The organism is [Micrococcus luteus] ATCC 49442 (assembly GCF_010367585.1).
Taxonomy (GTDB): Bacteria; Actinomycetota; Actinomycetes; order Actinomycetales; family Micrococcaceae; genus Arthrobacter; species Arthrobacter luteus_A.
Map to the genome: position 1 here is coordinate 2,952,903 of NZ_JAAAXP010000001.1, position 18,184 is coordinate 2,971,086.

17 protein-coding genes are annotated in these 18,184 nt (G+C 66.3%); 11 read left to right on the top strand and 6 right to left on the bottom strand.

All coding sequences use genetic code 11. The annotated features are described in order from the left end of the window. Positions 1-163 precede the first annotated feature (163 nt). The gene (locus GUV69_RS13480; RefSeq protein ID WP_244292720.1) at positions 164-1,216 is read left to right on the top strand and encodes an EAL domain-containing protein; all 1,053 of its coding nucleotides are present in this window, start codon (positions 164-166) and stop codon (positions 1,214-1,216) included. Positions 1,217-1,241: 25 nt separating this feature from the next. Here the strand turns inward: GUV69_RS13480 and GUV69_RS13485 are convergent, their stop codons facing one another. Then, positions 1,242-1,442, bottom strand: coding sequence for a DUF6480 family protein (locus GUV69_RS13485; RefSeq protein WP_164203153.1), 201 nt, complete (start codon positions 1,440-1,442; stop codon positions 1,242-1,244). Positions 1,443-1,585: 143 nt separating this feature from the next. On the opposite strand from GUV69_RS13485, the gene GUV69_RS13490 reads away from it, so the two are divergent. Continuing rightward, positions 1,586-1,984 carry a hypothetical protein gene (locus GUV69_RS13490; protein ID WP_164203154.1) on the top strand — a complete coding sequence of 133 codons (399 nt, stop codon included), beginning with the start codon at positions 1,586-1,588 and terminating at the stop codon, positions 1,982-1,984. A 41-nt stretch (positions 1,985-2,025) separates the two neighbouring features. Here GUV69_RS13490 and GUV69_RS13495 read toward each other — a convergent pair whose 3' ends face one another. From GUV69_RS13495 to GUV69_RS13505, 3 genes are all read right to left on the bottom strand, one after another. Beyond that, positions 2,026-2,772 carry a glycerophosphodiester phosphodiesterase family protein gene (locus GUV69_RS13495; RefSeq protein ID WP_164206536.1) on the bottom strand — a complete coding sequence of 249 codons (747 nt, stop codon included), beginning with the start codon at positions 2,770-2,772 and terminating at the stop codon, positions 2,026-2,028. An 86-nt stretch (positions 2,773-2,858) separates the two neighbouring features. Next, entirely contained in the window at positions 2,859-3,107 is a 249-nt protein-coding gene (locus GUV69_RS13500; protein ID WP_164203156.1) for a hypothetical protein, read from the bottom strand. 103 nt (positions 3,108-3,210) lie between these two features. Further along, positions 3,211-4,029: an HAD family hydrolase gene (locus GUV69_RS13505; protein WP_164203157.1), complete on the bottom strand. Its 819-nt coding sequence runs from the start codon at positions 4,027-4,029 to the stop codon at positions 3,211-3,213. Positions 4,030-4,243: 214 nt separating this feature from the next. On the opposite strand from GUV69_RS13505, the gene GUV69_RS13510 reads away from it, so the two are divergent. Then, positions 4,244-5,422 (top strand): ABC transporter substrate-binding protein, encoded by a 1,179-nt coding sequence (locus GUV69_RS13510; RefSeq protein ID WP_164203159.1) that lies wholly within the window; start codon positions 4,244-4,246, stop codon positions 5,420-5,422. A 101-nt stretch (positions 5,423-5,523) separates the two neighbouring features. Here GUV69_RS13510 and GUV69_RS13515 read toward each other — a convergent pair whose 3' ends face one another. Then, positions 5,524-6,165, bottom strand: a complete 642-nt coding sequence (locus tag GUV69_RS13515; RefSeq protein ID WP_164206538.1) for a DNA alkylation repair protein — start codon at positions 6,163-6,165, stop codon at positions 5,524-5,526. A gap of 190 nt (positions 6,166-6,355) precedes the next feature. Here GUV69_RS13515 and nhaA point away from each other — a divergent pair, with 190 nt between their 5' ends. Continuing rightward, entirely contained in the window at positions 6,356-7,696 is a 1,341-nt protein-coding gene (gene nhaA / locus GUV69_RS13520; protein ID WP_164203161.1) for a Na+/H+ antiporter NhaA, read from the top strand. Positions 7,697-7,725: 29 nt separating this feature from the next. Here the strand turns inward: nhaA and GUV69_RS13525 are convergent, their stop codons facing one another. After that, entirely contained in the window at positions 7,726-8,664 is a 939-nt protein-coding gene (locus tag GUV69_RS13525) for a carbohydrate kinase family protein (protein WP_164203163.1), read from the bottom strand. A gap of 67 nt (positions 8,665-8,731) precedes the next feature. Here GUV69_RS13525 and GUV69_RS13530 point away from each other — a divergent pair, with 67 nt between their 5' ends. From GUV69_RS13530 to GUV69_RS13560, 7 genes are all read left to right on the top strand, one after another. Further along, positions 8,732-10,447, top strand: a complete 1,716-nt coding sequence (locus GUV69_RS13530) for a sialidase family protein (RefSeq protein WP_164203165.1) — start codon at positions 8,732-8,734, stop codon at positions 10,445-10,447. Between the two features lie 163 nt (positions 10,448-10,610). Next, entirely contained in the window at positions 10,611-12,233 is a 1,623-nt protein-coding gene (locus GUV69_RS13535; protein ID WP_164203167.1) for an ABC transporter substrate-binding protein, read from the top strand. A 113-nt stretch (positions 12,234-12,346) separates the two neighbouring features. Next, positions 12,347-13,303 (top strand): ABC transporter permease, encoded by a 957-nt coding sequence (locus GUV69_RS13540; protein ID WP_167525093.1) that lies wholly within the window; start codon positions 12,347-12,349, stop codon positions 13,301-13,303. Between the two features lie 3 nt (positions 13,304-13,306). After that, positions 13,307-15,442: a dipeptide/oligopeptide/nickel ABC transporter permease/ATP-binding protein gene (locus GUV69_RS13545; protein ID WP_164203169.1), complete on the top strand. Its 2,136-nt coding sequence runs from the start codon at positions 13,307-13,309 to the stop codon at positions 15,440-15,442. Then, positions 15,439-16,245, top strand: coding sequence for an ATP-binding cassette domain-containing protein (locus GUV69_RS13550; protein WP_164203170.1), 807 nt, complete (start codon positions 15,439-15,441; stop codon positions 16,243-16,245). Before GUV69_RS13545 ends, GUV69_RS13550 begins: the two co-directional genes overlap by 4 nt. 37 nt (positions 16,246-16,282) lie before the next feature. Beyond that, a complete protein-coding gene (locus GUV69_RS13555) occupies positions 16,283-17,200 on the top strand; it encodes a dihydrodipicolinate synthase family protein (protein ID WP_164203171.1) in 918 nt (305 codons plus the stop codon). A gap of 34 nt (positions 17,201-17,234) precedes the next feature. Beyond that, complete coding sequence (locus tag GUV69_RS13560; RefSeq protein ID WP_164203172.1) at positions 17,235-18,182, top strand: ROK family protein; 948 nt, start codon at positions 17,235-17,237, stop codon at positions 18,180-18,182. The last annotated feature ends 2 nt before the right edge of the window (positions 18,183-18,184 follow it).

Consider the following 18,184-nt stretch of genomic DNA (forward strand, 5'->3'; position numbering starts at 1 on the left):
TTGGGCCGTAGCGATATACGATCAACATGCGGTATTCTATTCGCCGCGGCCAGGGGACCGGCCACATCACGCAGCAAATTCCGAAGGCGTCTGGAAATTTGAAAATAAAATGGCCAATGGGCCGTTACTTCGTCACTGGGGGGCGTTGCTAATGACTGTTCGGGTGCAAGCATGGGGAGTTATCGCTGCCGTATTGGCGGATTCGGATCCTGCAGGGGCAGCTATCCGCCAACGCCTTAGCGACCGCCTGGGCGAAAACCCGGGCGTGCCGGAACGGGCGTTGCTGGAATACCTTTTGGAGCGGCGCCAGCTGGACGCCGCACAAGAAGGCGCTGTTGACGCAGCACGCTTTCCTCAGCCCATGAACGCCATGCCGCCACAACTGGTTGAGCGGCTGGACTCGCTGCGGAGCCTCTCACGGATCAGCGCGCTGCTGGAGAAGCAAATGCTCATGACGGCTTTCCAGCCGATTTATGGCCTGGACTCCAAAACCGTGATGGGCGTAGAGGCATTGTCGCGGTTTGTCAGTGACGACGGCGCCGGCGCCGAACTATGGTTTGCCGAAGCTGCCGCCGTTGGACTTGGCGCCAACCTGGAATTCTCCGCTCTCGGCTCAGCAGCGTCAGCCGCCGCAAATCTCCCGGCGCACCTTTATGTCGCCATGAACATCTCCCCCACGTCCTGCCTCGATCCACGGCTGCCTGAATTGTTTGACCACATCGAGTTGCCGATAGACCGCATTGTGCTGGAATTGACGGACGGAATTCCCGACGAGCAATACTCGCATTTCATTTCCGCAATTACTCCCCTGCGGGACCGCGGACTGCGTATCGCCATCGACGATTCACACTCCAGCGCCGGCACCCTGAGCCGGATGCTCCACCTCCGCCCGGACTTTATCAAGCTGGGCAGAAGCGTGATCAGCGGTGTGGACCGGGACGCCTCCCAGCGGGCCGTTGCCGCCTGCATGGTGGATTTCGGGACGCAGCTCGGCACTGTCCTGGTGGCGGAAGGCGTGGAAACCGCCGATGAACTGCGTGTCCTGACCGAGCTGGGCTTCAGCGCCGGCCAGGGCTACCTGCTCGGCCGGCCCTCAGTACGGCCGAAGGACTGGGAGTCCTGGAACACTCCCCTCGATCCGGACGAACTTCGGCACCTCACCGCTTCCGAAACCGGGCACGCCTACCCGGGCCACGGCGGAGCTGACCGGCGCTGATCATCACGGGACCTGCGAAGCCGTGCTACTCGTCGTGCCCCTGATCGCCGCTCATCTGGTCCTCCATGGGAGGAGTCTCACCCGGCGGCACTCCCCCGCCGGGCTCCAGGCCGGTGACGTTCCCCTCCGCAGGGTCCGGGTTGGCCGAGCCCCCGGAGTCCTTCGCGGGCGGACGGGGCTCGTTCACTGAACCTGCAGGGTCTTCTTCCGGTTGGTTGCTGCTCATGGGACCGGTTCCTTCCTCGGGTCGGCTGCGGCTGGTCCCCAGCTCTGGACTAATTGTAAGCATGCTGATAATTCTGGAGGATAGGCTCCGGCGGGAATTCATTCGGTAGCGCCGGGCTCTCATTTTCAGGAAGGAGCGGTTTGATGGGCATTGGCGACAGCATCAGCAAAGCGGCCGAGAACGCGATGGAGGACCTGGCAGGTACCTCCAAACCGACTGAGGGCACAGACGTCCCGGAGCCAACGGATCCCAACAACGACGTTGAAGTGCACTCATCCATCAGCGAGGGTTCCAATGCCATGGAAGCCGAGAAGGAGAAGGCTCCTGGCCTGAAACCCGGCAGTGCCACTGGACCGGTGTCCGCCAACCCTGTCCCGGCCGCCAACGAACGCGGGACCACAGATTCCGGGGCCACCGGCACGCCTGATGCTCCCCGCCACGTTCCGGGCCCGGCAGGATTGCCGGAAGGCGATCCAGGCGGGCTTCGCGCCGATCCGGGAGAGGGCGACGAAGATCCTTCCACGGGGCTTGGCCGCGGCTGACCCGGGTTGGCGGGGGCGTAAGCGGCGGGCGCGTGGCACGGTCAGCTGCCCGGCCACTCGCCCCGCTCCTGCAGCACCTGCTTGAGTAGATCCGCCCGGTCCGTGACGATCCCGTCCACGCCGAGGTCCAGCAGCCGGTGCATCTCTGCTGGCCCGTTGATGGTCCAGGCATGGACCACCAGGCCGAGGCGGTGCGCACGCCGGACGAAGCCCGCCGTGACCACAGGAATGACACCGTGGCGGACCGGAACCTGCAGCGCCTGGACATCGCGCAACGGGCGCCGAAGCACAAGGCGCAGCAGGCCGGCCGGAAGCAGCGGGCCGAGCAGGACGAACAGTCCGTTCGTCATCACCCCTGCCGACGACGCGACCGGCCGGCTCAACAGTTTCAGCACCGCCCGGCGTCGGCGGTCCGAAAAACTTGCTACCAGGACCCGGTCGTGGGCCCCGTGCCGTTCAATGGCGGCGGCGAGGCTGCGGACGGAGGCCCGGTCTTTGACGTCCAGGTTCACCCGCGCGTGCGGGAACGCCGTAAACAGCTCATCGAACAGCGGGACGGGCTCGAGTCCGCCGATCCGGGCAGCTGCCACCTCGGCGGCCGTCAGGTCGGAGATGCGGCCGCGGCCGTCGGTGACCCGCTCCAGGGTGTCGTCGTGGAAGAGCAGCAGGACGCCGTCGGACGTGGTGTGGACATCCGTTTCGAGATGCTGATACCCGAGATCGACGGCGGCGCGGAACGCGGCCATCGAGTTTTCGAGTCCATTCCGGGAGAATCCCCGGTGGGCCATGGCCACGGGGCGCGGGGGACGCGAAGCATCGCCGGACGTTTCAAAGTAGGGCCAGGTCACGCTGTGAGCGTACCGGAACCGGCCCACTACGCCTCCTGCAGCACAATCTCCACATCGTCACTGCAGTGCAGCAGGGTGCGCCCCCGTCCGTCGTCGAGATCCACCCAGATGGCGGTGTGGTCCGAGGTTTTGGCGTCCACAAGTCCGCCGGTTTCGTAACCGGGGCTAAGGAAGACCCGCACGCGGTCGCCCTCTTTCAGCGCTTTCCAGTGGGCGGCCGGTTCTGCCGGCCGCAGCGGTGCGTCAGCCGCGCGTTGGTTGCCGTTCTTTGCCATAACTTCCCCTCGAGCTGTGGATGAGAATATCCACGGCCCACTTTAGGGCGTGAAAGTGAACGTCAGGTGAGCGGAAGCTGTGAAGACCGGCGTGCGTGCGGGATCAGGAGAGTTCCAGCCCCAGCGCTGCGAGCCGGGCCTCAAGAACCTGGGCAACGCCGTCGTCGTCGAAATGCGGAGCCTGCTGCCCTGCGGCGCGGATGGCTGCCGGATGGCCGCTGGCCATGGCGTACCCGTGGCCGGCCCAGCGCAGCATCTCGACGTCATTGGGCATGTCACCGAAGGCCACCACATCGTCGGCGTCGATGGCGAGGGACTTCGCGTACTCGGCCAGGGTGACAGCCTTGTTGACGCCGGGAAGGGACAGTTCCAGCATGGCAACGCTGGGGGCGGAGTGCGTCGCGTAGGCCAGGTGCGCCACGGCGGGCCGCACGGCAGCGAGGAAGTCGTCCGGGGTGCCCTCCCGGACGATGGCAAGGAACTTCACGACGGCGTCGTCCGCGGTCAGCGTGTCCGTCAACGGGGCGGGGGTGAATTCGGACAGCAGTTCGCTGGAGCCGTTCTCGATGAAGCCCGGCTCCAGGTGGAACCCGGTGAGGGTCTCTGCGGCGAACAGCGCGGCCGGGCGCAGGCCCTTGATGATCCGCCGGATCTCCCGCACCGCCTCCAGATCCAGGGTCTGGGCGGAGACCAGCCGGTCCGCTTCGAGGTCCCACACCACGGCGCCGTTGGAGCAGATGACAGTGCCGGTGTGGCCCAGCTGTTCCTCAAGGGGGTGGAGCCAGCGCGGCGGACGGCCGGTGACAAACACGAGTTCGATGCCGGCGTCCCGGCAGGCGTGGAAGGCGCGGATGGTGCGGTCACTGATCTTTCCATCGTGCCCAAGGATGGTTCCGTCAATATCACTTGCTACCAGCCGCATGCTGCCAGTCTACGTGGGGCAGCGGGCAGGCCGAACCGGCGGCTTTGGCTTGGGCGGAGGGTTCGTTGGAGTCCTCCCGAGACGTTTTCTTACTCTCCGCGACGCCGTGTTGAGCCTGCGCTACGTCCGGTGAACGCCCGTGTCCGGAACCGTTGTGGCGGGTCAGGGCCGTCCGTAATCTCGTTTCAACACCTCCCCCAGCAAAGGAATTCCAGTGAGCAATCCCCACGACCACAGTCCGCAAAACCAGCCGGCTTCCACCCGTATTGTGGCCGGGCAGGCAGCAACTCCGAAGCGGCCGCTGGGCCTGAAAGTCGGCATTGTGGCCGGCGTCCTGGCCCTGATCGGCGGCGGCGTTGCCGTGGCCTCGGCCGTCAACAACAACGCTGCCGCACCTGCCGCGTCCGTTGCGGCTCCGGGCAATGCCGCCGCCGAGCTGAAACTGGGCTACTTCGGCAATGTCACCCACGCCCCCGCACTTGTGGGCGTCAGCCAGGGTCACATCGCTGACGAACTGGGCGGGACCACGCTCAGCACGCAGGTCTTCAACGCCGGGCCTGCCGCGATCGAGGCCTTGAACGCCGGCGCCATCGACGCCACGTACATCGGACCGAACCCTGCCATCAATTCCTTCGTCAAGAGCGGCGGGGAATCGGTGAACATCATCGCCGGCGCGGCTGCGGGAGGTGCTCAGCTGGTGGTCAAGCCGGAGATCACCTCCGCGGCTGATCTCCGCGGAAAAACCTTGGCCTCGCCGCAGCTTGGCGGCACGCAGGACGTGGCGCTCCGCGCCTGGCTGGCCACCCAGGGCTACAAAACCAACGTTGACGGCAGCGGCGACGTCGCCATCAACCCCACCGAAAATGCGCAGACCCTGAAGCTGTTCCAGGACGGAAAGCTCGACGGCGCGTGGTTACCTGAGCCCTGGGCGTCCCGCCTGGTGCTGACCGCCGGAGCGAAGGTGCTGGTGGACGAAAAGGACCTCTGGGACGGTTCGCTCTCCGGCAAGGCGGGCGAGTTCCCCACCACCATCCTGATTGTGAACAAGAAGTTCGCCGCCGACCACCCGGACACGGTCAAGGCCCTCCTCCGCGGCCACGTGAAGTCAGTCGAGTGGCTGAACGGGGCGGCCGCCGGCGAGAAGGCCACCGTCATCAACGCGGCACTCAAGGAAGCAGCCGGAGCCGAGCTCAAGGGCGACGTGATTGAGCGGTCCCTGCAGAACATCGTCTTTACCGTGGATCCGCTGGCCGGAACCTACCCCAAGCTGCTGAAGGACGGCGTGGAGGCGGGCACCACCAAGCAGGCTGACATCAACGGCATCTTCGACCTCAAGGCCCTGAACGAAGTCACCGGAGAGAAGACCTCGGCGGCCGGGCTGGGCAAGGAGTAGCCTCTCGCTCGACGGGCCCGGCCAGGCCCGTCGAGTGGCGAGCTCTCGGCGCTAAGCGCCGGTCTTAGCGCCGAGAGCTCGCCGCTCGATCAGCCAACCCCCTATTGCTGCTGCCGCTTCACCATCTCGGTGATCCAGACGGGCGCGAACGGAGAGGTGCAGTTCGGCGGCGTCGGGTAGTCCTTGAGCACCTGCAGGCGCTCCCCGATGTCCAGGGCGCGGGCCCGGTACCCGGCGTGCTCAATGCCGATCTGTGCCAGGCAGTGGTTCATGGCCCACTGCAGCCGGTCCGGTGCGGCCTGCATCTCCGCTTCGATGATGTCCAGGAGTGCCGGCAGGTCGAGGCCCTCGGGCTTTTTCACCACACGGTCGCTGGTCAGAGCCCAGCCGGCACTGGCCACCACCGGATCCCGGTCGGTGAACCAGAGCTCACGCAGAGCCTCTGCGTGCGGGCTCTTCTTCACAACATAGTTCACCAGCCAGTCCTGTACTTTGGGCGTCCCCGCCTGGCGCAGCATGGCGTCCAGCTCAGCACTGTCGAACGCCTTCGGTCGGCAGATCAGCAGGGCCAACAGCCGGGCCGCTGTATCCCCGGTGGCCCACAGCTCAAGCGCAAGGTCCTGCCGGGTCTTGAGCCGCTTGGCCACTGCCCGCAGCTTGCCGAGGTTTATCCCGTGGTCGTCGCCGTGTTTGGCGTTTACCTCACGGGCCCTCGGGTCCTCCAGCGCGGCCAACTCGGCCATCACCTCATCCAACGTTGTTCCTGCCGCTGCCGTCGTCCGGTCCACCTCGGTCTCCTGTCCATCCTGTGGACTTCAGCCTACGACGGGCACGCCGCGGAAAGCGCAACGGGTCCCGCAGGTAGACTGGGTGGAGGTGAGCCGGGAAGTCTGGTCGGCATGATTTTGTCGAGCCTACTTAAGGACGCCTCCTGTGAGCCAAAACCGTACTCCACCCCGCATTTCTGTCTTCGGACGGGGAAGTTACGCCGAGTCGTTGAGAATTGGCGAGATTCTCCGGAAAGAAACCGTTGGCGGGGCCTTGCTCGTAGCAGGCGCCATCATTGCCCTGATCTGGGCAAACTCTCCCGCCTCGGAAAGCTATTTCTCCTTACGGGACTACCGGATCGGCTATGAGCCCTGGCATCTGGAGTTGAGCCTGGGCGCGTGGGCAGCGGACGGCCTGCTGGCTGTTTTCTTCTTCCTCGTGGGACTTGAACTCAAGCGCGAATTCGTCGCCGGGGACCTCCGCCGGTTCAGCACGTCAATTGTGCCCATCGCCGCGGCAGCCGGAGGCGTGGCCATCCCCGCGGTGATCTATGCCGCGGTCAATGCTGCCAGCCCGGAAACGCTGCGGGGCTGGGCCATTCCCACTGCCACGGACATAGCCTTCGCTGTGGCGGTACTGGCCATTATCGGGTCCCACCTCCCCAGCGCGCTCCGGATCTTCCTGCTGACGCTGGCCGTTGTGGATGACCTGATAGCGATCAGCATCATCGCCGTGTTCTACTCAAGCGACATCCAGGCGGGGCCGCTGCTGTTCGCGTTGGTTCCCCTGGCTCTCTATACCTTCCTGGCCCAGAAGTACCGACGCTTCTTCGGCATCAGGGCCGCCGCCGCCTGGGTCATCCTGCTTCCTTTGGGAGTGGCCACCTGGGCGCTGGTGCACGCGTCCGGTATCCACGCCACGGTGGCGGGGGTGCTGCTGGGATTCGCCGTGCCGGTGATCCGGTCCAAGGCAAGCGGCGGCCCGGCCGCCGGCCCCGGGCTCTCGGAGATCTTCGAACACCGGTTCCGGCCGATTTCCGCAGGCATTGCCGTCCCCGTCTTTGCCTTTTTCTCGGCCGGCGTCTCGGTTGGCGGCTGGGAGGGCCTCGGTTCTGCGCTCACCGACCCGGTGGCGGTGGGCATCATCCTGGCGCTGGTCCTGGGCAAGCCGGCCGGCATCCTGGGAACCACGTGGGTCCTCACCAAGGCAACCAGGGCGTCCCTCGACAAATCCTTCAAGTGGATCGACATTTTTGGCGTGTCACTGCTGGCCGGAATCGGCTTTACTGTCTCACTGCTCGTAGCCGAACTGAGCTTCGGACACGGCAGCCTGTATGACGACCATGCGAAGGTTGGCATCCTCACTGCGTCACTGCTCGCAGCCGCCCTTGCCTCCATCGTGCTGAGCACACGAAACCGCCAGTACAGAATCGCGGAAGCCGAAGAAGCCATCGATTCGGACCACGACGGCATCCCGGACGTCTACCAGGCTGACCGGCGCCCCTGAAAAGGGCGCAGGAGCCGCGGCTCCTGCGCTTACTCCTCGGGAACCGAGTTCAGTTCCGCCCGCGTGGGCGGGTTGGCGCCGGGCCGGGAAACTGTGACGGCGGCCGCGCGCGAAGCGTGGGCAAGGAGCTCGGCAAGGCCCTCGGCCGGAAGCTCACGCAGGTCCTTGCGGTTCTGCGCGCCATCCAGGCCGCGGTCAACGATGCCGGAGAGCAGGGCGGCCATAAACGAATCGCCGGCGCCGACGGTGTCAGCGACCTCGACGTCCGGCGCCGGGCACTCCGCCTCGCCCGCAGCGGTGATCCCCCACGGACCGGCCGCGCCCCGGGTCACCACCACCACCGCCGGCCCTTCGTCACCACCCAGGGCAAGCCACCGGCGGGCCGAATCCAGCGGATCTGCCCCCGGGTAGAGCCATTCCAGGTCTTCATCCGAGGCCTTAACTACATCCGCCAGGGACGCGAACTTCTCCGCCTGCTTCCGCGCATAGTCCACGTCGGTAATGATGCTGGGCCGGCAATTGGGGTCGAAGCTGATGGTGGCGGACGGGTGGGCGTACTCGACGGCGGCGAGCACCGCCGTCGCGCCCGGCGCCAGCATGGTGGCGATGGACCCGGTATGCAGCAGCGTGGTGCCCTGCAGCATAAAGGCGAGCCGGTCGGCCAGGTGGGGAAGCTCCCAGGTGAGATCGAACGTATAGGTGGCGGCGCCGTCGTCGTCTATCAGTGCCGTGGCCACGCTGGTAGGCAACTCATCGGGGCCCTGCGGCAGCATCACCGAACTGGTGCGCAGGTGGGCGGCAACGGCGTCCCCATAGGCATCGCGGCCGTAACGGCCGATGAACTGCACCGGATGGTCAAGACGGGCCAGGCCCACCGCAACATTGAGCGGGCTGCCGCCTACATGGGCTTCGATTCCGGAGGCGCGCTGGACAACGTCAACAAGGCCCTCGCCAATTACAGTGAGCATGGTCATACTCTGCCAGAGGAGCGGCCTGGCCACGCAGGTTTGTTTACCCATCACCTACCATAAAGATATGACATCCCATGTCCTGCCGATGGCGGCCGCAGTGCCCGACGTCGAACACGTGCTCGCAGTCCGGGGTGCCGGCGGCTACCGCCAATACAGGATCCCCGCCCTCGCCGTCTCGCGCACGGGCACCGTCCTGGCTGCCTATGACGGCCGCCCCAACCTCGACGACCTGCCCAACCCGATCGATCTCCTGCTCCGGCGCAGCACCGACAACGGCAGGACGTGGGGACCCCAGCAGGTGGTGCGGACAGGCGGCGGCCTCAACGGCTACGGCGACCCGAGCCTGCTAGTGGACATGGTGACGGGACGGATTTTTATGTTCCACGCTGCCGGAACCTGCGCCGGCTTTTTCGAGGCCGTGCCCGAACTCGAGCCGGACGACCTCGTCCAGCACTGCGACCTGAGCTTTTCCGATGACGACGGCCTGACCTGGCAGCACCGCCGGATCACCGCCCAGCTCAAGCTCCGGCCGCCGGTGCGCCCGGATGAGCCCGTCATCACCGGGATCTTCGCGGCGGCGGGCCAAGGCATCCAGGTCCATACAGGGCCATTCAGCGGCCGACTGGTGCAGCAGTTTGTGGTCCTTGCCGGCGGCGGGATCATGGCCGCATCCGCTTTCAGCGACGACCATGGCGAGAACTGGACGCTCGGGGAGCTGATCGGCGCCGGCACCCACGGCTTCAGCCCGAACGAAAACAAGGTTGCCGCCCTCGCGGACGGCCGGCTTCTCCTCCACAGCCGCGGTACACCGCGCCGACTGTCCGCAACGTCCGACGACGGCGGCGCCACCTGGAGTGCGCTGGTCCCCATTGAGGACCTCCCGGACCCGGGCGACAACGGTTCCCTGGTCCGCTTCGACGGCCGGCCATCGGTGACCTCCTTTGCCGGGGAAGGAACCGGTTCGTGGCTGCTGGCCACGAACAACCACGACACGGCTCTGCGACGGAACACCGTCCTGAGCCTGTCCACTGACGATGGGCGCAGCTGGCCGGCCAAGCTGGTGCTGTGCCCGGGAAGCTCGGCCTATTCGACGGCCGCCCGCCTTCCGGACGGCAACATCGGCATCCTGTATGAGCGGCAGGGCTACCGGGAGATTGTGTTTGCGTCTGTTCCTGCGGAGCAGCTGACGGGGCAGCTGACCGGGCAACTCAGCGGGGGCCTTTCAAGCAACGGCGCGGCGGACGGTGACGGCTTCCTGCCCGGCGAGGACGCCCTCGTCTTCGACATGGAGCTCCGTTCCATCACCCCCGGCCGTCCGCCTGTCTGGCAAAACGCGGGCGACTTCTACGTGATGCCGGCCGGCGGCGACGAATGGGGCGTGCACACCTGGAAGGAGATCGGCCAGGGCTACACGGCCGAAGCGGCTCAGGTGATCGGTACCCGGGAAGCGCAGGACCTCAACTACGGCCCCATTATTCCGGGCTATAAAACCGGCGACATCCTTGCCTTTACCGGCCGCGCCCGCAACGACGGACCCTCGCTGCTGACGGGCGTCCGGCTGTCCGGACCCGGCGCGGACGCCTTCGCCGCAGCGGATCTGGGCCCCGGCGAGGAAGCCCTCTACTTCAGTCCGGGCTACACCATCACCGAGGCGGACGCCGCACGCGGCAGCGCTGACGTGGTGTTCGACGTGACCGCCACGCGGGGCACCACAGCCGTGCGCCGCCGTCGGGCGTTCAGCTTTGACACCCGCACAGGGCGCGTCAGCACGTCGGACTGAGAGAGCGTCCGGGAAAAACCCACATTAAGTGAGAGAGCGTCCGGCCGGGGAACGGGCGAACGGGGCGGGCGGCGCTTGACGGGAGGCTGTGATGCGACTTACAGTCATCCTACGAGCTCGGACGTCCTACATCCGATAAACCTTCTGGAATGGCGAGGCTTTAATGAACAACATCACCAAGAATCTGCCGCTGGTCAATGACGCCAGCCGCCGGAACTTCCTCAAGCTGACCGGCGCCATGGGTGCCGCCGCAGCATTCACCGCCTCAGTTGCCGCCTGCGGCAGCCCGGCCCCCACCAGCACCGGAAGCTCCGCGAGCGCCGCTGCAGTAAACAAGGACCTCACCATCGAGGCGGGCATCTCCTACGCCCTCTCTACCGGCTTCGACCCGCTGAGCTCCTCCGGCGCCACGCCGATGGCCGCCAACCTGCACATCTTCGAAGGCCTCATCGAACTGCACCCGGCCACCCGCGAACCGTACAACGCCCTCGCCGCGGCAGACCCCAAGAAGGTCAACGACACCACCTACCAGGTGACCATCCGCGACGGTGCCACGTTCCACGACGGCACCCCGGTCACCACCGAGGACGTTGCCTTCTCCTTCACCCGCGTGATGGACCCGGCCAACAAGTCGCTGTTCTCGCAGTTCATCCCGTTCATCCAGGACGTGAAGCCCGTCGACGCCACGACGGTCGAGTTCACCCTGAAGTACGCGTTCCCCGGCTTCGGCCCCCGCATCTCCGTGGTCAAGGTTGTCCCCAAGGCCTTGGCCACGGACCTCAAGGCCTTCGACGCCGCGCCCGTCGGCACCGGCCCCTACAAGCTGATCTCCGCCGTCAAGGACGACAAGATCGTCTTCGAAGCCTTCGCCGGCTACAACGGCCCCAAGCCGGCACTGGCCAAGAGCATGACCTGGCTCCTCCTCTCCGACGCCGCAGCCCGCGTCACCGCCGTCCAGTCCGGCCGCGTCCAGGCCATCGAAGACGTTCCCTACCTGGACATCGACGGCCTCAAGTCCAGGGTCAAGGTTGAATCAGTCCAGTCCTTCGGGCTCATGTTCCTGATGTTCAACTGCAACAAGGCGCCGTTCAACAACAAGCTGGTCCGCCAGGCCCTGCACTACGGCCTGGACAAGGACGCCATCATCAAGAAGGCCCTGTTCGGCAACGCCAAGCCCGCCAGCTCCTACTTCCAGGAAGGCCACCCGGACTACGTCAAGGCCAAGAACGTCTACGGCTACGACGCCAAAAAGGCCGAGGACCTGCTCAAGGAAGCCGGCGTGACCAGCCTCGAATTCGAGCTGCTGACCACCGACACCGCCTGGGTCAAGGACGTCGCCCCGCTGATCCTCGAGTCCTGGAACAAGATCCCGGGCATGAAGGTCTCCGTCAAGAGCATCCAGTCCGGCGCCCTGTACACGGACCGTGTCGGCGCCGGCGATTACTCCGTGGTTGCCGCCCCGGGTGACCCGTCAGTCTTCGGCAACGATGCTGACCTGCTCCTGAGCTGGTTCTACTCGGGAGCCACCTGGATGGAAAAGCGCGCCTACTGGACCACCCCGGAACGCACCAAGCTGCAGGAACTGATGGATAAGGGCTCCCAGGCTTCCGGAGCTGACGCCAAGAAGATCACCGGCGAAATCGTGGACCTCGTCTCCGACGAACTCCCCCTCTACCCGATCTTCCACCGCCAGCTGCCCTCCGCCTGGGACGACAAGAAGCTCAACGGCTTCAAGCCGCTGCCCACCACCGGCATGTCGTTCATCGACGTCGGACGCACCTCCTAAGCAGCCCCCTTGCGTTGCGAGGCCTGCCCTGCGCCCCTCATCCCCGGGGGAGCAGCGCCGAGCAGGCCTCGCAGCATTCTGAACTGCAGCACCCAAACACACCGGAGAACAAATTGGTCACGATATTGCGTCTGCTCGGCCGCAGACTCGCAGCACTGCCATTGATGATCCTGGGCATCACCCTGCTCGTCTTCCTCGTACTGCAGGCCGCCCCCGGCGACCAGGCAAGCTCGGCCCTCGGCGATGGCGCCTCAGAAGAGGCGAAAGAGCAGTACCGCCAGGAGAACGGCCTGAACGATCCGCTGGTCCTCCAGTACGTCAGCTTCCTCGGCAAGCTGCTGCAGTTCGACCTCGGCGTCACCACCCCGCCGGCCAAATCAGTGGCCTCGATGATCGGCTCCGCGTTCCCCCTGACGCTCCAGCTGACCTTCCTCGGCGTCCTCATCGCCATCGTCCTGTCCCTGACGTTCGGCATCCTCGGCGCCCTCTACCGCGACAAGTGGCAGGACCAGCTGGTCCGGGTCTTCTCGATCGCCGCGATCGCCACGCCGTCATTCTGGCTGGGCATCCTGCTGATCCAGTGGTTCGCCCTGGGCGCCAGCCCGATGTTCCCCTCGGGCGGCATCGCGACGCCGGAATCCGGCTTCGGCGGCTGGCTGAACTCCATGGCACTCCCCGCCCTCGCGCTCGGCATCCCTGTCTCGGCCTCGCTGATCCGCGTGGTCCGCACCTCGATGGTGGAGGAACTGGACCGGGACTACGTCCGCACCGCCATCGGCAACGGCGTCCCCTACCGCGAGGTCGTTTCCAAGAACGTCCTCCGCAACGCACTGGTGACTCCCGTGACCGTGCTGGGACTGCGCGTGGGCTACCTGCTCGGCGGCGCCGTCGTGATTGAAATGATCTTCGCCCTGCCCGGCATGGGCCAGCTGATCCTCAACGGCATCACCAACCTGGACGTGAACCTGGTCCAAGGCGTGGTGCTCACCATCTCCGTCACCTTCGTTCTGGTGAACATCGTGGTGGACCTCCTGTACCTGCTCATCAACCCCCGAATCAGGACGGTATAGCTCATGCGCAGCAAGCTTGCTGAACGGCTGAGTGCCCCGGGCATCCGCTTCAAGGCCCTCCCGTGGGGCTCCCGCATCGCCCTCCTCTTCCTCATCATGATTGTGCTCGCGGCCGTGTTCGCCCCGGTTATCGCCCCGCACGATCCGCTGGAAACCTTCATCCCGGCCACCCCGCCCGGCGCCGAGCACTTCTTCGGCACCGACCGCCTGGGCCGCGACATCTTCTCACGCATCCTCTTCGGCGCGCAGTCCTCGCTGATGATCGGCCTCGGCGCCGTCCTCCTGGCCATCCTGGCGGGTGCCCTCCTGGGCTCCCTGGCCGCGACCTCCAGCAAGGCCGTGAACGAACTGATCATGCGCCTGATGGACATCCTGATGGCGTTCCCGGGCATCGCCCTGGCCGCGGTGCTGCTGGCCGCGTTCGGCAACTCGGTTCCGACCATCATCATCGCGATTGCCATCATCTACACGCCGCAGCTGGCCCGCGTGGTCCGCGCCAACGTGCTCTCCCAATACGGCGAAGACTACGTCCGTGCCGAGCGCGTGATTGGTGCCGGCCGCTTCTACATCCTGCTCAAGCACATCGTCCGCAACACCGCCGCCCCCGTGCTGGTGTTCGCCACGGTGATGGTGGCCGACGCCATCATCCTCGAAGCCTCGCTGTCCTTCCTTGGCGCCGGCGTCCAGGACCCCGCACCGTCCTGGGGCAACGTGATCTCCTACGGCCGCAACCTGGTCCTGTCCGGCGGCTGGTGGGCCACCACCTTCGCCGGCCTCACCATCCTGCTCACCGTGCTGTCCCTGAACATCCTCGCCGAGGGCCTCACCGATGCCATGGTGAACCCGAAGCTGCGCAAGGCACCCGTTGTGAAGGACGACGACGGCACCGCAGCCGCCGTGTCCGGCGCTGCGGTGGGTGCCGCCGTTGACACTGAGGTGGCCACCTCGGTTGCCCAGCCCTCGGTGGTGGAGGAGCACGAGCTCGACGGCGTCCGCGCCGCCTACGGCGACGTCCTCACCGAGGAGCGCTACACCGAGTCCGCCATCCTCTCCGATCCCAAACTGGCCGCGGTCAACCCGCACCTCCTGCTGGACAGGGAATTGGAACTGCTCGCAGCCATCGAGGCCAAGCGCACCGACCGGCTCCCCCAGGTCCCGGCGGATGCCCGCAACGTCCTGGAGGTCAGGAATCTGTCCATCCGTTTCCCCGGCCGCTTCGGCGACACCGCGATCGTGGATAACGTCTCCTTCACCGTCCGCGAAGGCGAAACCATGGGCCTGGTGGGCGAATCCGGCTGCGGCAAGTCCATCACGTCCCTCGCGGTCATGGGCCTGCTGCCCAAGACCGCTGTGGTCACCGGGTCCATCAAGTTCGACGGCAAGGAACTCCTCGATCCGGCCACCAAGCACAGCAGCGTCAAGGCCTACGAGGGCCTGCGCGGCGAGCAGATCGCCATGGTCTACCAGGACGCCCTGAGCTCCCTGAACCCGTCCATGAAGATCAAGGACCAGATGGTGCAGCTGACCAAGCGCGGCGGACGGAAGACCCCGGCGGAACTGCTGGAACTGGTCAAGCTTGATCCGGTCCGGACACTCGCCAGCTACCCGCACGAGCTCTCCGGCGGCCAGCGCCAGCGTGTCCTGATCGCCATGGCCCTGTCCCGCTCGCCCAAGATCGTCGTCGCCGATGAGCCCACCACCGCCCTGGACGTCACCGTCCAGAAGCAGGTTGTGGACCTGCTCAACGAACTGCGTGAGCAGCTCGGCTTCGCCATGGTGTTCGTCAGCCACGACCTTGCCCTGGTGGCCTCCCTGGCCCACCGCATCACGGTGATGTACGCCGGCCAGGTGGTCGAATCCGCGCAGGCTTCCGAGCTGCTGCAGAACCCCAGGCACGAATACACGCGAGGCCTGCTCGGCGCTGTCCTCTCCATCGAGGCCGACGCCGTCCGGCTGCACCAGATCCCCGGCACCGTCCCGTCCCCGCGCGACTTCGCCCCGGGCGACCGCTTCGCCGCCCGTTCACTGCGTGCCGACGCCGACCCGAATCAGCACCTGGTCCTCACCGCGGTTTCGTCCGCACAGGGCGGGGATGCCGACCACTACTGGGCCAGCCACCTGAAGGAGGACTCCAAGTGAGTGAATCAACCGGCAAGCCGGTCATCGAACTCAAGGACGTGAAGGTCTACCACCACGCCCGCGGCGGCGGGCTCTTCCGCCCCAACATCGTCAAGGCGGTCGACGGCGTCGACTTCAGCATCAGCCGCGGCGAAACCGTGGGCATCGTGGGTGAGTCCGGCTGCGGCAAGTCCACCCTCGCGTCAGTGCTCGTGGGACTGCAGACGCCGACGTCGGGCGACGTGCTCTTCCACGGCAAGCCCGCCATCAAGCGGAACGCCCACATGCGCAAGGAATTCGGCCGCTCCGTGTCCGTGGTCTTCCAGGACCCGTCCACTGCGCTGAACCCGCGCATGACAGTCCAGGACATCCTCACGGACCCGCTTCAGATCCACGGCATCGGCACGGCGGCAACCCGCGCGGCCAAGGTCAAGGAACTGTTGGCGCTCGTGGGCCTGCCGCAGTCCGCGGCCGAGGTTACGCCGTCGCAGGTTTCCGGCGGCCAGCGCCAGCGTGTGGCGATCGCCCGCGCGTTGGCGCTGGATCCGGACATCATCGTGGCGGACGAGCCGACCTCGGCCCTGGACGTTTCGGTGCGCGCGCAGGTGCTGAACCTGCTCTCCGACCTGAAGACCCAGCTGAACCTCGGCATGGTGTTCATCTCGCATGACATCCAGACCGTCCGCTACGTCTCCGACCGGATCTGCGTTATGTACTTCGGCAAAATCGTCGAACAGGGCACCGCCGCACAGGTCTTTGACAGCCCCACCAACGACTACACGAAGAAGCTGCTGGGCGCCGCCCCAAGCCTGCTCCACGTCTAACACTTCCCTTTATCAGTACCAACCAACGGAGAATTCTGTGTCTACCCAGTTCCAGGGCGTCATCCCGCCCGTCGTCACCCCCCGCCACGCCGACGGCAGCATCGACACGGCGTCGCTGACCAACGTCACCAAGCACCTGCTCGACGGCGGGGTGGCCGGGCTGTTCGTCCTGGGCTCCTCCGCCGAGGTCCCCTACATGACCAACGCCGAGCGTGAACTGGTGGTCAGCACCATCGCCGCCGCGAACGCGGGCGCGGTGCCGCTGATCGTGGGCGCCAACGAGCAGACCACCAACCGCGTGATCGAGGAAGCGCGCAAGGTTGTGGATTTGGGTGCCGACGCCATCGTGGTCACCTCCATGTATTACGCCATCGGCAACGCCGCGGAAACGGAAACCCACTTCCGCACCATCCACGCCGCCGTCGACACCCCGATCTTCGCTTACGACGTCCCGGTCCGCACCCACTTCAAGCTCCCCACCGACCTCCTGGTCCGGCTGGGCCGCGACGGCGTGATCGCCGGCGTCAAGGACTCCTCCGGCGACGACGTCTCCTTCCGCCAGCTGGTCCTGGCTGCCAAGGACATCCCCAGCTTCGACATCTTCACCGGCCACGAAGTAGTTGTGGACGGCGCCCTTCTCGGCGGCGCCCAGGGCGTTGTCCCGGGCCTCGGCAACGTGGACCCGGCCGGCTACCGGCGCCTCTTCGACGCCGCCCAGGCCGGCGACTGGGCAGGCGCGGCCCGCGAACAGGACCGCCTCGCCGACCTCTTCGAGATCGTCTACACCCCCAACGGCCGCGTCTCCGGCGGCGCGGCAGGACTCGGCGCCTTCAAGACCGCCCTCCAGGTCATGGGCATCATCGAATCCAACACCATGAGCGTGCCGATGCTGTCCCTGAACGACGACGAAACGTCAGCAATCCGCGGCATCCTGGAACGCAACGGGCTCGTCTAGTCAGCCGCGTTGGGTTGGCACTGTGAGGAAGAAAATGACGTACGCGATCGGTGTTGACCTTGGGGGCACTAAGACTGCTGCCGGGGTTGTTTCCGGGGACGGGACGGTCCTGTTTTCGGAGACTGTTCCGACGCTGAACCGGGATGGCGGGGACGCCATTTTGGATGCTACCGCTGCGCTGGTTTCTTCGCTCATGTCCAAGGCTCAAGCAGAGGGCCTGGAGGTGGCGGGGGTCGGTGTTGGTTCTGCCGGTGTGATTGATGCCGGGCGCGGCGTGGTGGTTTCGGCGACTGATGCGATCCTTGGGTGGGCCGGAACGGAGCTGACGGCTGGCTTGGCGTCGCGGCTCGGTTTGGATCCGGCGGCCGTGCGGGCGGTGAACGACGTCCATGCTCATGCAACCGGCGAGGCCTGGAACGGGGCCGCCGCGGGGACGGCAAGTTCGCTCCTGGTGGCCTTCGGCACCGGCGTCGGCGGCAGTTTTGTGCTCGACGGGCAGCCGGTCCTGGGGCACCGGTACGTTGGCGGGCACGTGGGCCACTTTGCGTCGCCGTACGCGTTCCATGACGGTAAAGCTGTTCCCTGCGTCTGCGGCGGAGCCGGGCATGTTGAAGCCATCGCCTCCGGCCCCGCTATCCGGGAGGCGTACCTGCGCCTCGGCGGCGCGTCACCTGCAGCCGACGCGCGGGCCGTGTTCGGCCACGCCGGACACGGAGATGCAATCGCTATCCAGGCCGTGGGCAGGGGCGCCGCCGCGGCAGGCCAGGCTGTGGGCGGCCTCGCCAATATCCTGGACCCGGAAGTGGTGGTGGTGTCCGGCGGACTGGCCGACGCCGGGGCGCCCTGGTGGCGCCCGATGGAACGCGCCCTCCGCGCCGAACTCCTGCCCGCTTTGGCCGGACTTCCCGTTCTCCCCGCTAAACTCGGCAACGCAGCCGCCATTGTGGGCGCCGCGCGGCTGGTCCTCACCGCAGACTCCTAATC